The organism is Pseudomonas sp. NMI542_15, from assembly GCF_021283425.1.
Taxonomy (GTDB): Bacteria; Pseudomonadota; Gammaproteobacteria; order Pseudomonadales; family Pseudomonadaceae; genus Aquipseudomonas; species Aquipseudomonas fortuita.
This window is the reverse complement of sequence record NZ_JAJSRO010000005.1, coordinates 1-12,966: the sequence shown is the minus strand read 5'-3', so window position 1 is coordinate 12,966 and position 12,966 is coordinate 1. Positions and strand designations below refer to the sequence as shown.

General features: G+C 62.5%; 12 protein-coding genes. 10 read left to right on the top strand and 2 right to left on the bottom strand.

Translation table 11 applies throughout. The features are described 5' to 3' along the window. Position 1: 1 nt before the first annotated feature. The 8 genes from bioF to LU684_RS10230 all read left to right on the top strand — a co-directional run bounded on the left by bioF (position 2) and on the right by LU684_RS10230 (position 9,347). On the top strand, positions 2-1,174 hold the full coding sequence (gene bioF, locus LU684_RS10265; RefSeq protein ID WP_096425485.1) for an 8-amino-7-oxononanoate synthase: 1,173 nt from the start codon (positions 2-4) through the stop codon (positions 1,172-1,174). After that, a complete protein-coding gene (locus tag LU684_RS10260; protein ID WP_095116653.1) occupies positions 1,167-1,898 on the top strand; it encodes an alpha/beta fold hydrolase in 732 nt (243 codons plus the stop codon). The genes bioF and LU684_RS10260 overlap by 8 nt, the downstream gene beginning before the upstream one ends. Then, positions 1,891-2,709, top strand: coding sequence for a malonyl-ACP O-methyltransferase BioC (gene bioC / locus LU684_RS10255; RefSeq protein WP_232894614.1), 819 nt, complete (start codon positions 1,891-1,893; stop codon positions 2,707-2,709). The genes LU684_RS10260 and bioC overlap by 8 nt, the downstream gene beginning before the upstream one ends. A gap of 10 nt (positions 2,710-2,719) precedes the next feature. Then, positions 2,720-3,400 carry a dethiobiotin synthase gene (gene bioD, locus LU684_RS10250; protein ID WP_016484581.1) on the top strand — a complete coding sequence of 227 codons (681 nt, stop codon included), beginning with the start codon at positions 2,720-2,722 and terminating at the stop codon, positions 3,398-3,400. A 192-nt stretch (positions 3,401-3,592) separates the two neighbouring features. Continuing rightward, a complete protein-coding gene (locus LU684_RS10245) occupies positions 3,593-3,889 on the top strand; it encodes a hypothetical protein (protein WP_016484582.1) in 297 nt (98 codons plus the stop codon). A gap of 288 nt (positions 3,890-4,177) precedes the next feature. Then, entirely contained in the window at positions 4,178-5,983 is a 1,806-nt protein-coding gene (locus LU684_RS10240; protein ID WP_016484583.1) for a phenylacyl-CoA dehydrogenase, read from the top strand. 177 nt (positions 5,984-6,160) lie between these two features. Next, positions 6,161-7,444, top strand: coding sequence for a GGDEF domain-containing protein (locus LU684_RS10235; protein WP_016484584.1), 1,284 nt, complete (start codon positions 6,161-6,163; stop codon positions 7,442-7,444). A gap of 124 nt (positions 7,445-7,568) precedes the next feature. Continuing rightward, positions 7,569-9,347, top strand: a complete 1,779-nt coding sequence (locus tag LU684_RS10230; protein ID WP_023047098.1) for an acyl-CoA dehydrogenase C-terminal domain-containing protein — start codon at positions 7,569-7,571, stop codon at positions 9,345-9,347. A gap of 280 nt (positions 9,348-9,627) precedes the next feature. Here LU684_RS10230 and LU684_RS10225 read toward each other — a convergent pair whose 3' ends face one another. Further along, entirely contained in the window at positions 9,628-10,551 is a 924-nt protein-coding gene (locus LU684_RS10225) for a LysR family transcriptional regulator (RefSeq protein WP_016484586.1), read from the bottom strand. 210 nt (positions 10,552-10,761) lie between these two features. On the opposite strand from LU684_RS10225, the gene LU684_RS10220 reads away from it, so the two are divergent. Beyond that, on the top strand, positions 10,762-12,042 hold the full coding sequence (locus tag LU684_RS10220) for an aspartate aminotransferase family protein (protein WP_060517990.1): 1,281 nt from the start codon (positions 10,762-10,764) through the stop codon (positions 12,040-12,042). A 152-nt stretch (positions 12,043-12,194) separates the two neighbouring features. Continuing rightward, on the top strand, positions 12,195-12,353 hold the full coding sequence (locus LU684_RS10215; RefSeq protein WP_003177654.1) for a YqaE/Pmp3 family membrane protein: 159 nt from the start codon (positions 12,195-12,197) through the stop codon (positions 12,351-12,353). A gap of 64 nt (positions 12,354-12,417) precedes the next feature. Here the strand turns inward: LU684_RS10215 and LU684_RS10210 are convergent. Continuing rightward, on the bottom strand, positions 12,418-12,966 hold a 549-nt coding region (locus LU684_RS10210), incomplete at its 5' end, for a heparin lyase I family protein (RefSeq protein WP_232894612.1).

The following is a 12,966-nucleotide window of genomic DNA, read 5'->3' as shown; positions in this document are numbered from 1 at the left end:
TATGGCCTTCGACCTGGCGGCGCGCCTGGCCGAACGGCGCGCCGCAGACCTGTATCGGCAGCGGCCACTGCTGGAGAGCCCGCAAGGGCCCGAAGTGGTGGTCGACGGCCAGCGGCTGCTGGCCTTCTGCAGCAATGACTACCTGGGCCTGGCCAACCACCCTGAGGTGATCGCCGCCTGGCAGGCCGGCGCCGAGCGCTGGGGTGTGGGGGGAGGGGCCTCGCATTTGGTGGTGGGCCACAGTACGCCGCACCACCAGGTTGAAGAGGCGCTGGCCGAACTGACTGGGCGCCCGCGTGCGTTGTTGTTCTCCACGGGCTACATGGCCAACCTGGGCGCCATCACCGCGCTGGTGGGGCAGGGCGATACGGTATTGCAAGACCGCCTGAACCACGCCTCGCTGCTGGATGGCGGGCTGCTCAGCGGTGCACGCTTCAACCGCTACCTTCACAACGACCCGGCCAGCCTGGCCAGCCGCCTGGAGAAGGCCGTTGGCAATACGCTGGTTGTGACCGATGGCGTGTTCAGCATGGACGGCGACGTGGCCGACCTGCCGGCGCTGGCTAAGGTCGCACGCGCCCGCGGTGCCTGGCTGATGGTCGACGACGCCCATGGCCTGGGCACCCTCGGCGCACAGGGCGGCGGCATCGTCGAGCACTTCGGCCTGGGCCTGGAAGATGTGCCGGTGCTGATCGGTACGCTGGGCAAGGCTTGCGGTACGGCTGGCGCTTTTGTTGCCGGCAGCGAAGCGTTGATCGAGACACTGGTGCAGTTCGCCCGCCCCTACATCTACACCACCAGCCAGCCACCTGCGCTGGCCTGCGCCACGCTCAAGAGCCTGGAGCTGCTGCGCCGCGACACCTGGCGTCGCGAGCACCTGACAGCGTTGATTCGCCAGTTCCGCGAAGGTGCGCAGCAGATCGGGCTGGCGTTGATGCACAGCCCGACGCCGATCCAGCCGATCATGATTGGCGACAGCGCACAGGCCCTGCGCCTGTCGCGTATGTTGCGCGAGCGCGGCTTGCTGGTGACCGCCATCCGCCCGCCCACCGTACCGGCCGGCAGCGCACGCCTGCGGGTAACCCTGAGCGCCGCGCACAGCGAGGCGCAGGTGCAGCTATTGTTGAATGCATTGGCCGAGTGTTATCCACAACTGGAGAACGCCGATGCGTAATCGTCTTGTACTGCTGCCCGGCTGGGGCCTGGGTACTGCTTCACTGGAGCCGCTGGCGGCCAGCCTGCGCGCCCAGGATACCCGCCTGCAGATAGAGCTGATGCCACTGCCGGAATTGGACCACAGCGATGTGCAGGGTTGGGTGGATCACCTGGACCGCAAGCTGCCCAGCAATGTCTGGCTGGGCGGCTGGTCGCTCGGTGGCATGCTGGCCAGCGCGCTGGCGAAACAGCGCGGCGATTACTGCTGTGGCCTGCTGACCCTGGCCAGCAACCCCAGTTTCGTCGCCCGGCCAGACTGGCCCCATGGCATGCCCGAAGACACCTTCGGCACCTTCCTCGATGGCTGCCGCAGCCATACACAGGTGACCCTCAAACGCTTCCGTACCTTATGCAGTGATGGCGCCCTGCAGCCGCGCACGTTGCTACGCCAACTGGGTGTTGGTGTGCCGGACACCGACCCGCTGTACCTGGGCACCGGCCTTGAGGTGCTGGCCAAGCTGGACACCCGCGAAGCACTGCAGGCCTATGGCGGCCCGCAATTGCACCTGTTCGCAGGCAGCGATGCATTGGTGCCGGCAGAGGCAGCGACGGCGTTGAGCGAGCTGCTGCCTGATGTGGAAGTGGGCCTGGTCGAAGACAGTTCCCACGCGTTCCTGCTGGAGTACCCGCAGGAGTTGGCGGCGGGCATCAAGAGTTTCCTGCATGAGAGTGGCGATGACTGACCTTTCCCGTCCGACCCTGCCCGGCGCATTGCCCGACAAACGCCAGGTGGCGGCTTCGTTCTCCCGCGCTGCGGCCAGCTACGATAGCGTGGCAGCCTTGCAGCGCGCTGTCGGTTTGAACCTGCTGCAGCAGTTGCCAGCAGGCATGCAGCCGTCGCACTGGCTGGACCTGGGCAGTGGCACTGGCCATTTCAGCCGAAAGCTGGCCGAGCGTTTCGCACAGGCCAGCGGTGTGGCAGTGGACATCGCCGAAGGCATGCTGCGCCACGCCCGGCATGAACAGGGTGGGGCGCGCTACTACGTGGCCGGTGACGCCGAGCGTTTGCCGCTGCGAGATGCCAGTGTCGAGCTTGTGTTCTCCAGCCTGGCCGTGCAGTGGTGCGACCAGTTCGCCAGTGTGCTGGCCGAGGCGTTGCGGGTACTGCGCCCGGGAGGCGTAATGGCCTTCAGCAGCCTGTGCGTGGGGACATTGGGCGAATTGCGTGCCAGCTGGCAGGCGGTGGACGGCCTGGTGCATGTGAACCGCTTCCGCCGGTTTGAAGATTACCAGCGCCTGTGTGCCGACAGTGGCTTTGAACAACTTGGGCTGCAGCGCTGCCCGCATGTGCTGCACTACCCGGATGTACGCAGCCTGACCCATGAACTGAAGGCGCTGGGCGCACATAACCTCAACCCGGGTCGCCCCTCAGGCCTCACCGGCCGCGCCCGCATGCAGGGCCTGTTGCAGGCCTATGAGGCATTTCGCCAGCCCGAGGGGCTGCCAGCCACCTATCAGGTGGTCTATGGTGTGTTGCGCAAGCCACAGGCGTAAGGGGAGCGAGATGAGCCAGGCCTATTTCATTGCCGGTACCGACACCGATGTCGGCAAGACCACCATCGCCGCCGGGCTTTTGCATGCGGCGCGCTTGCAGGGCATGAGTACTCTGGGTGCCAAGCCGGTGGCCTCCGGCTGCACGATGACAGCGAAAGGCTTGCGCAACAGCGATGCCCAGGCGTTGATCGACGAAAGCACGATCAAGTTGCCCTATGAGCAGGTCAACCCGTTTGCCTTCGAGCCTGCGATTGCCCCGCATGTGGCGGCGCGTGAGGCGGGGGTTACGTTGGCTGTTCCGGAGCTGCTGGCGGCAATGCGCAATGTGCTGCAACAAAATGCCGATTTCACCTTGGTCGAAGGGGCCGGTGGCTGGCGCGTGCCACTGTCGGGCCTGGAGAATCTTTCCGACCTTGCCGTTGCGCTGCAGTTGCCGGTGATTCTTGTGGTTGGGGTGCGCTTGGGTTGCATCAGCCATGCCTTGCTCAGCGCCGAGGCCATCGAGCGTGACGGGCTGCAACTGGCCGGGTGGGTGGCCAACATCATCGAGCCCCGTACTTCGCGACTTGAAGAGAATCTGGCGAGCCTGGCGGAGCGCTTGCCGGCGCCTTGCCTTGGGCGGGTGCCCAAATTGAAGCAAGCCAGTGCCGATATGGTGGCTGAACACCTTCAGCTGGATCTGCTGGATTAGCCGTTTCCACGCCCGGCCCCTTCGCGGGGGAAACCGCTCTTGTAGAAGCTGGCTTGCCGGCGATAGGGCCGGTGCAGGAATACCCAAGGCCTATCAACTGGCACCAGGCCATTATGCTTTTAAACGGGCCTTTTCGCGCCCAGCCTGTTTTAATTAGGCCTGTTCGTCATCCAGCGTCAATGGAGTCCTGACATGGAAATCACCGGTAGCTCCGCTTATTACGCGGGCCTGAGCGCTATCCAGACCGGCCAGAACCGCGTCGATCAGGCCGCCGGCCAGATCGCCAACACCACCGCCGAACGTACCGCCACCAGCCAGTCCAGCGATTTTCAGGCAGAACGCCTGCGTTCGGTCGACCGCAGCCAGCAGATGGACATGGCCACCAGCGTGGTGCAAATGGCCGTAGGCAAAACCGAAGTCGAACTTGGCGCAAAGGTGGTCAAGGCATCCGACGAAATGCTCGGCCGGATCATCGACACCTACGCCTGACAGATCCCCCTTCAATTAAACACAGCCCCTGTGGGAGCGGGCGTGCCCGCGAATGCGTCAGGTCAGGCTTCTTTAATGTCTGGCCGGGCCCTTTTCGCGGGCACGCCCGCTCCCACAGAGGCGGCGATTTTTCTGGGTGTGGCGTAAACGCCATTTTTCGTGGCGTAAATGGCACCATAGTCCAACCTTGACAGAAGGCGGAGCTAAACGTAAGTTTCAAACAACTGTTTGATAGACGGCCGCCAAGAGCTGGTCACCCCCACAGAACTGACCCAGAGGTTCATCGCAATGCCTGATTACAAAGCCCCCTTGCGTGATATCCGCTTCGTTCGCGACGAACTGCTTGGCTATGAGGCGCACTATCAGAGCCTGCCGGGCTGCCAGGACGCCACGCCTGACATGGTCGACGCGATCCTTGAGGAAGGTGCGAAGTTCTGTGAGCAGGTGCTGTCCCCGCTGAACCGTGTGGGTGACCAGGAAGGCTGCACCTGGAGCGAATCGGGTGTTAAAACCCCGACCGGTTTCAAAGAAGCCTACGAGCAGTTCGTCGAAGGCGGCTGGCCGAGCCTGGCGCATGACATCGAGCATGGCGGCCAAGGCCTGCCGGAGTCGCTGGGCCTGGCCTTGAGCGAAATGGTTGGCGGTTCGAACTGGTCGTGGGGCATGTACCCTGGCCTGTCGCACGGTGCGATGAACACCATTTCTGCGCACGGCACTGCCGAGCAGCAGCACACCTACCTGACCAAGCTGGTGTCCGGCGAATGGACCGGCACCATGTGCCTGACCGAGCCGCACTGCGGTACCGACCTGGGCATGCTGCGCACCAAGGCCGAGCCACAGGCCGACGGCAGCTACAAAGTGTCGGGCACCAAGATTTTCATTTCGGCCGGTGAGCACGACATGGCCGGCAATATCGTCCATATCGTCCTGGCCCGCCTGCCGGATGCACCGGCCGGTACCAAAGGTATTTCGCTGTTCATCGTGCCGAAGTTCCTGCCTGACGCCGAAGGCGGTGTGGGCGAGCGCAACGGCGTGAGCTGCGGCTCCATCGAGCACAAGATGGGCATCCACGGTAACGCGACCTGCGTGATGAACTTCGATGCTGCAACCGGCTACCTGATCGGCCCGGCCAACAAGGGCCTGAACTGCATGTTCACCTTCATGAACACGGCTCGCCTGGGTACCGCGCTGCAAGGCCTGGCCCACGCCGAAGTGGCGTTCCAGGGTGGCCTGAAGTACGCCCGCGAGCGCCTGCAGATGCGCTCCCTGACTGGCCCGAAAGCCCCGGACAAGGCCGCTGACCCGATCATCGTGCACCCTGACGTGCGCCGCATGCTGCTGACCATGAAGGCCTTTGCCGAAGGCAACCGCGCGATGGTGTACTTCACCGCCAAGCAGGTGGATATCGTCAAGTACAGCCAGGACGAAGAGGAGCGCAAGAAGGCCGATGCCCTGCTGGCGTTCCTGACCCCGATCGCCAAGGCGTTCATGACCGAAGTCGGTTTCGAAGCGGCCAACCACGGCGTGCAGATCTATGGCGGCCACGGCTTCATTGCCGAGTGGGGCATGGAGCAGAACGTACGCGATAGCCGTATCTCGATGCTGTACGAAGGCACCACTGGCATCCAGGCCCTCGACCTGCTCGGCCGTAAAGTGCTGATGACCCAAGGCGAGGCGCTGAAGGGCTTCACCAAGATCGTGCACAAGTTCTGCCAGGCGCAGGAAGGCAATGAAGCGGTCAAGGAGTTTGTCGAACCGCTGGCGGCCATCAACAAGGAGTGGGGCGAGCTGACCATGAAAGTGGGCATGGCCGCCATGAAGGACCGCGAGGAAGTGGGCGCGGCCTCGGTCGACTACCTGATGTACTCCGGCTACGCTTGCCTGGCCTACTTCTGGGCCGACATCGCCCGCCTGGCAGCCGAGAAGCTGGCAGCCGGCACCAGCGAAGAGGCCTTCTACACTGCCAAGCTGCAGACTGCGCGCTTCTACTTCCAACGTATCCTGCCGCGTACCCGTACGCATGTGGCGACCATGCTGTCGGGTGCCAACAACCTGATGGCGATGGACGAAGAGCACTTCGGCCTGTCGTACTGATCTATCCGCTGTAGCGAAAACCCGCCTGCCCTCACCGGCAGGCGGGTTTTTTTATTTTTCAGGTTCAGCGCGTTCCTGCACCGGATGGCATCTGAAACGAAATTCAACTGTTCATGTGCGCTGCCGATGAAGTGAGGGCACAATGCCACTATTGATCTGCCGGGTTGGAGATTACCCTTGTTTCGTCTTAACGCTGTTCGCGCAAGCCACTTCCTGCCTTCGCTGTTCCTGTTGCTGGCAGGGCTCGCCGCAGCCTATGTGAGAGACCTCAGTGTCTTTTTCACATCGCTGTTCAACGTCCTGCCCACCTTGGTCCTGTTGCTGGGCGGTGCCTACTGCGCGGTTTACCGTCGCCAGCGTGAGTTGTTCATGATGCTCACGGTGTACATCGCCTACTACCTGCTCGACACCCAGACCGACTTCTACCGTGACCATGGCCGCGTGCGCGAGGACGCGGCCGTGATCTTCCACCTGGTGTGCCTGCTGCTGCCCGCTCTGTTCGGGCTATACGGCGCCTGGCAAGAACGTACCCACCTGCTACAGGACATGGTCGCTCGCGGCGCCGTGCTGTTCGCAGTGGGCAGCGTGGCGGTAGCCCTTGAACAAAGCTACCCTGAAGCATTGCTGACCTGGCTGGCGGAAATCCGCTGGCCCACCTTGCATGGCCAGTGGATGAGTCTGATCCAGATGGTCTACCCGTTGTTCATCGGCGTTTTCCTCCTGCTGGTGGTGCAATACCTGCGCGCACCGCGGCCGTTGCACGCCGCGTTGATAACCGGGTTGCTGGGTATTTTCTGGATGCTGCCGCAGACCTTCATCTTGCCGTTCACCCTGAACATCATGTGCAGCCAGGTGATGTTGATGATCGCCGCAGCGGTTGCGCACGAGGCCTACCAGATGGCCTTCCGTGACGAACTGACCGGCCTGCCGGGGCGCCGTGCGCTGAACGAGCGCATGCAGCGCCTGGGGCGCAACTACGTAATCGCCATGACCGATGTGGACCACTTCAAGAAATTCAACGACACCCACGGGCATGATGTGGGTGACCAGGTGTTGCGCCTGGTTGCCAGCCGCTTGTCCAAGGTGACCGGCGGTGGCCGCGCGTATCGCTATGGCGGTGAGGAGTTCGCCTTGGTGTTCGCCGGCAAGACGGCCGAGGAATGCGTGCCCCACGTGGAGGCCGTGCGCGAGGTGATCGCCAACTATGTGATGCACCTGCGCGACCAGAACAGCCGTCCACAGGACGATACCAGCGGGCGCCAGCGGCGGGCGGGCAGCAGCGGCGGGACGGTGTCGGTCACCATCAGCATCGGTGTGGCCGAGCGCCAGGTTGACCACCGTAACCCCGAAGCGGTGCTGAAATCTGCTGACCAGGCGCTGTACAGCGCTAAAGGCGCGGGGCGCAATTGTGTCATGGTGCATGGGCAGCAATCGCAGCGTGGGGCGGTGCGTACGGCGTGACCGTAGAAGACTATGCGGTCAAGTGATGACCCTATGTCTCGTAAAAGTTGTTCGGTTACACTGCCATCAACCCCAGTGTCGCGGTTCCCCGAGACCGCCCCGACCCGACTAGTGAGAGGTTGTCATGGCTGACTATAAAGCGCCCCTGCGCGACATGCGCTTCGTACTGAATGAAGTCTTCAACGTGGCCGAGCAGTGGGCGCAGTTGCCCGGGCTGGCAGAGGTAGTCGATGCCGACACCGCCATGGCCGTGCTGGAAGAAGCCGGCAAGGTCACCGCCAAGACCATCGCGCCGCTTAGCCGCGCCGCCGATGAAGAAGGTTGCCGCTGGGACAACGGTGCGGTAAGCACACCGGCCGGTTTCATCGAGGCCTACAACACCTACGCCGAAGGCGGCTGGGTAGGCGTGGGCGGCGACCCGGTGTTCGGTGGCATGGGCATGCCCAAGGCCATCTCGGCTCAGGTCGAGGAAATGGTCAATGCCTCCAGCCTGGCCTTTGGCTTGTACCCGATGCTTACTGCAGGTGCCTGCCTGTCGATCAATGCCCACGCCAGCGAAGCGCTGAAGGCCAAGTACCTGCCGAACATGTATGCGGGTGTGTGGGCTGGGTCCATGTGCCTGACCGAGCCGCATGCCGGTACCGACCTGGGCATCATCCGCACCAAGGCCGAGCCTCAGGCCGACGGCAGCTACAAGGTCAGCGGCACCAAGATTTTCATCACCGGCGGCGAGCACGACCTGACCGAGAACATCATCCACCTGGTACTGGCCAAGCTGCCGGATGCCCCGGCGGGGCCGAAAGGCATTTCGCTGTTCCTGGTGCCCAAATTCCTGGTCAATGAAGACGGCAGCCTGGGCGCGCGCAACCCGGCGACATGCGGCTCGATCGAGCACAAGATGGGCATCCAGGCCTCGGCCACCTGTGTGATGAACTTCGACGAAGCGATCGGTTACATCGTCGGTGAGCCGAACAAGGGCCTGGCGGCCATGTTCACCATGATGAACTACGAGCGCCTGGGCGTGGGTATCCAGGGCCTGGCCTCCGCCGAACGCTCTTACCAGAACGCAGTGGAATATGCTCGCGACCGCCTGCAGAGCCGCGCCCCGACCGGCCCGCACGCCAAGGACAAGGCCGCCGACCCGATCATCGTCCACCCGGACGTGCGCCGCATGCTGCTGACCATGAAGGCGCAGATCGAGGGTGGCCGCGCCTTCTCGACCTATGTGGCCATGCAGCTGGACAGTGCCAAGTACAGCGAAGACGCCGCCGTGCGCAAGCGCAGCGAAGAGCTGGTGGCACTGCTGACACCGGTGGCCAAGGCGTTCCTCACCGACCTGGGGCTGGAGAGCACTGTGCACGGCCAGCAGGTATTTGGTGGGCATGGTTACATCCGTGAGTGGGGGCAGGAGCAGTTGGTGCGTGATGTGCGCATTACGCAGATCTACGAAGGCACCAACGGCATCCAGGCCCTCGACCTGATGGGGCGCAAGGTGGTGGCCAGCGGCGGGGCGTACTACAGATTGTTCTCCGACGAGATTCGCCAGTTCATTGCCAGCGCAGGCAGCGAACTGGACGAGTTTGCCAAGCCCTTGGCTGCCAGCCTCGACCAGCTCGACGGGCTGACCGAATGGGTGCTGGAGCAGGCCAAAGGCAACCCGAATGAAATCGGCGCGGCGTCGGTCGAGTACCTGCATGCCTTTGGTTATGTGGCCTATGCCTACATGTGGGCACTGATGGCGCGGGCGGCCCAGGCGGGTGAGGGGGACGAGGCGTTCTACTCGGGCAAGCTGGGGACGGCGCGGTTCTACTTTGCACGGTTGTTGCCACGTGTGGATTCGCTGGTGGCTTCGGTGAAGGCGGGGAGTGAGTCGCTGTTCCTGCTGGATGCCGAGCAGTTCTGACATGTTTTTGGGCCGCTTTGCGGCCCCCAGCCATGGCATTCCTGGGAACGAATCCTCTTTGTAAGCATTTTCCTACACGACGTGGTGACTTTTCACCACTGTTCTAAGATTGGATCCACGGTTAATCTTTACCACATGGACGTTGCGCAGGAAGCGCAAAGGACAGATCAAGGAAGACGACGAAGGACCACCTGCCAGGATGGCGGGGCGATACGGATGTCACAGGGAAACAGTCTGGAAAACCCCGCTTCGGCGGGGTTTTCTTTGTGCGCGTGTTTTTTCAGGCCAGCACATCCAGCGGCGACGCCCCCAACAGGCGGGCGTCCGTCTCCTCCTCCAGTAGCGTGCGCAGCAGTTCCACAGAGGCCTGCTGGCGCTGTGCATCGCGGAACACCAGGCCAACCTTAAGCGGCACCCGCGGCTCGCTCAAAGGCTTCCACAGCAGCCCTTGATCATCCTCGGCAGCCTCCTTGGCCCGCCCCGGCAAAATGGTGGCCAGTGCCGTGTGCGCCAGGCTGTCGAGAATGCCCGCCATGTTGTTCATCTCTGCCTGCACGTGTGGCCGTCGGCCTTGGCTGGCCAGTTGCGCCTGCCAGATCTGGCGGATCTGGAACTCCTCACCCAGCATCAGCATGGGCAACTCGGCGGCTTGGCGGATGGACACCTTCTTGAAATCCTTCAGGGGGTGGGTATCGGGTATGACCAGTTGCAGTTCATCTTCGTACAGCAGCAGGCCATGCAGCCCTGGCTGGCGCGGTGGCAGGTAGCTGATGCCGATATCCAGGCTGCCGTTGAGCAGCCGCCGTTCTATCTCCAGCCCCGACAACTCGTATATCTGCACGACAAGGTGCGGCTGTGCCTTGCGCAGCCGTTCGAGCAACTGTGGCACCAGGCTGGGCCGCACGGTCTGCAACACGCCGATAGCCAGGGTGCGCAGCGACTGGCCCTTGAAGTTGCGCATGGCCTCGTGGGCGCGTTGCAGGCCATCAAGCAATGGCAAGGCGTGGTTGTACAGGGTATGGGCAGCCAGGGTGGGCAGCAGGCGCTTGTTGCTGCGCTCGAACAAGCTCAGGTCCAGGCTGTGTTCCAGCTGACGGATCTGCTGGGAGAGCGCCGGTTGGGAAAGCGACAGGCGCTCGGCGGCGCGGCCCACGTGACCTTCTTCGTACACCGCGACGAAATAACGCAGTTGGCGGAAATCCATAAGTAACACTTATCGAAAATGCTGGAAAAACGAAATGGTCGAAAACCCTCGTGAAGCCTAGTCTATCGCCGTATTCCAAAGGGTTACAGCAGTCATCAGGCTGATTGTTACCCAGGATGAAAAACACTTTTGATAGGCAAGGCAAAATATAGAGTGTCGGCATCAAGACCGCACCGTGGCCGCCCTTTACCGTGATTGGTTGGAGCCCTGATGAACCTGTTCAACCTGCGCCGTTCGGCACCTGCCGCTGTCGCCGAGCCCAAGCGTGCGCCGGTGATCGTGCCGCAGGCTGATGAGTTGTCGCGTGATCGCCTGATGCCCGGCGCCGAACGTGCAGCGCAGGTGTTCGTGCGAGGGCAGGGCTCCTGGTTGTGGGACAACGAAGGGCATGCCTACCTGGACTTTACCCAGGGCGGTGCGGTCAACAGCCTGGGCCACAGCCCCAGCGTGCTGGTGAAAGCGCTGGGCAACCAGGCCCAGGCACTGATCAACCCGGGTTCGGGCTTTCATAGCCGTGGCTTGCTGGGGTTGGTCAACCGCCTGTGCCAGAGCACCGGCAGCGAGCAGGCCTACCTGCTTAACAGCGGTGCGGAGGCCTGTGAAGGTGCGATCAAGCTGGCCCGCAAGTGGGGCCAACTGCACCGCAACGGCGCTTACCACATCATCACTGCCAGCCAGGCCTGCCACGGCCGCAGCCTGGGTGCGTTGTCGGCGTCTGACCCGTTGCCGTGCAACCGCTGCGAGCCTGGCCTGCCGGGCTTCAGCAAGGTGCCGTTCAATGATCTGGCTGCCCTGCACGCCGCAGTGGATTCGCGCACCGTGGCCATCATGCTGGAGCCCATCCAGGGCGAGGCGGGTGTTATCCCCGCCACGCTGGAGTACCTCAAGGGTGTGGAAACGCTGTGCCGTGAACTGGGCATCCTGCTGATCCTCGATGAAGTGCAGACCGGTATCGGTCGTTGTGGCGCGCTGCTGGCCGAGGAGCTCTACGGAGTGCGCGCGGACATCATCACCCTGGGCAAAGGCCTGGGCGGCGGGGTGCCACTGGCTGCGTTGCTTGCCCGGGGTACAGCATGCTGCGCCGCGCCTGGCGAACTGGAAGGCAGCCACCACGGTAATGCGCTGATGTGCGCCGCCGGCATGGCGGTGCTGGACACCGTGCTGGAGCCGGGCTTTTTTGCCCAGGTGCAGGATAACGGCCGCCACCTGCGCGAAGGCCTGAGCCGCCTGGCCGGGCGCTATGGCCAGGGTGAAGTACGCGGGCAAGGCCTGCTGTGGGCTCTGCAGCTAAAGGAAAGCCTGGCCCGCGAGCTGGTGGCGGCCGCCCTGCACGAAGGCCTGCTGCTCAATGCGCCGCAAGCGGATGTGGTGCGTTTTTCGCCAGCGCTGACCGTGAGCAAGGGCAACATCGATGAAATGCTGTTGCGCCTGGCACGCGCCTTTGCGCGCCTGCATGCCCAGCAGCAGGCCCGCCGCGAGGTGCCGGCGTAGCTGTTTAGCAAGACCGAGAATTCTACGAACCGTCTGGCGTTCCTGCGCATCGCCCCTGGCCTGTTTCATTCGGCCCGGGGCGTTTTTTTTGGCTGGTGGAACCTCTGTGGCGAGCGGCTAGTCTTTGATGTAACCCTTCAGGAGAGACTCGCATGGACTTTATTCGCATCATCATTGCCATTCTTTTGCCTCCGCTGGGGGTGTTTCTGCAGGTGGGGTTTGGCGGGGCGTTCTGGCTGAATATTCTGCTGACCCTGCTGGGATACATTCCAGGGATCGTGCACGCGGTATACATCATCGCCAAGCGCTGAGGCGCCGGGGGTTGAAGACATGCCGGTCTTCCACCCCCGCAACAGCCATCAGTTTCGAAGCTGACTATGCAATGCGTTTTACCATGAGTTTGTCGACGTAGTGTTTCAGCGCGTTCAGTGGGAACCCGGTATTGTAAGCGCCCCATTTCAAGTAATGCCGGGCAGGAGAGAATGTCTGGCACACGAGGGTACAAGGATCTTTTTCATCGGGTTCCCTGGGTTTTCCTTCCCGGTCGGCCGTGAATTTCTGGGGCGCATTATCCAGAAAGAGCTGAACGGTACCGATATCTTGGTCACTGGAGAGCAGAACCCGAATTCGGATGTCGTACCACTTGTCCGCTTCAATTCGCGTCCACCAGACCACCTTGTGTTTTTCACCATCAAGCCGGGTGTTGTAGTGCGTCATTTCAAACCGGCCGGCCTGCACCTTCATGAAGAAAGGGTAGATATTGCTGCCCTCGGACTTCCACTGAAAGATTACATAATCGCCATAGGGCGCGTTGTCGACGTCCGGAAACTTGCTGCTCCAACAGAAGGGCGGCCTCAGGTTCCAAGTGCAACAGTCAGTTGATAATGTTGAGCCGATTGGTTGCCAGCAGTTGCAGATGATCCG

What these genes read in the sequence shown, in the direction of transcription:
- LU684_RS10230 (WP_023047098.1), top strand. Translation starts at nt 7,569, where the DNA reads ATGGCTGACTATAAAGCGCCCCTGCGCGACATGCGCTTCGTACTGAAT.
- LU684_RS10240 (WP_016484583.1), top strand. Translation starts at nt 4,178, where the DNA reads ATGCCTGATTACAAAGCCCCCTTGCGTGATATCCGCTTCGTTCGCGAC.
- bioC (WP_232894614.1), top strand. Translation starts at nt 1,891, where the DNA reads ATGACTGACCTTTCCCGTCCGACCCTGCCCGGCGCATTGCCCGACAAA.
- LU684_RS10215 (WP_003177654.1), top strand. Translation starts at nt 12,195, where the DNA reads ATGGACTTTATTCGCATCATCATTGCCATTCTTTTGCCTCCGCTGGGG.
- LU684_RS10220 (WP_060517990.1), top strand. Translation starts at nt 10,762, where the DNA reads ATGAACCTGTTCAACCTGCGCCGTTCGGCACCTGCCGCTGTCGCCGAG.
- LU684_RS10225 (WP_016484586.1), bottom strand. Translation starts at nt 10,551, where the DNA reads ATGGATTTCCGCCAACTGCGTTATTTCGTCGCGGTGTACGAAGAAGGT.
- bioD (WP_016484581.1), top strand. Translation starts at nt 2,720, where the DNA reads ATGAGCCAGGCCTATTTCATTGCCGGTACCGACACCGATGTCGGCAAG.
- LU684_RS10260 (WP_095116653.1), top strand. Translation starts at nt 1,167, where the DNA reads ATGCGTAATCGTCTTGTACTGCTGCCCGGCTGGGGCCTGGGTACTGCT.
- LU684_RS10245 (WP_016484582.1), top strand. Translation starts at nt 3,593, where the DNA reads ATGGAAATCACCGGTAGCTCCGCTTATTACGCGGGCCTGAGCGCTATC.
- bioF (WP_096425485.1), top strand. Translation starts at nt 2, where the DNA reads ATGGCCTTCGACCTGGCGGCGCGCCTGGCCGAACGGCGCGCCGCAGAC.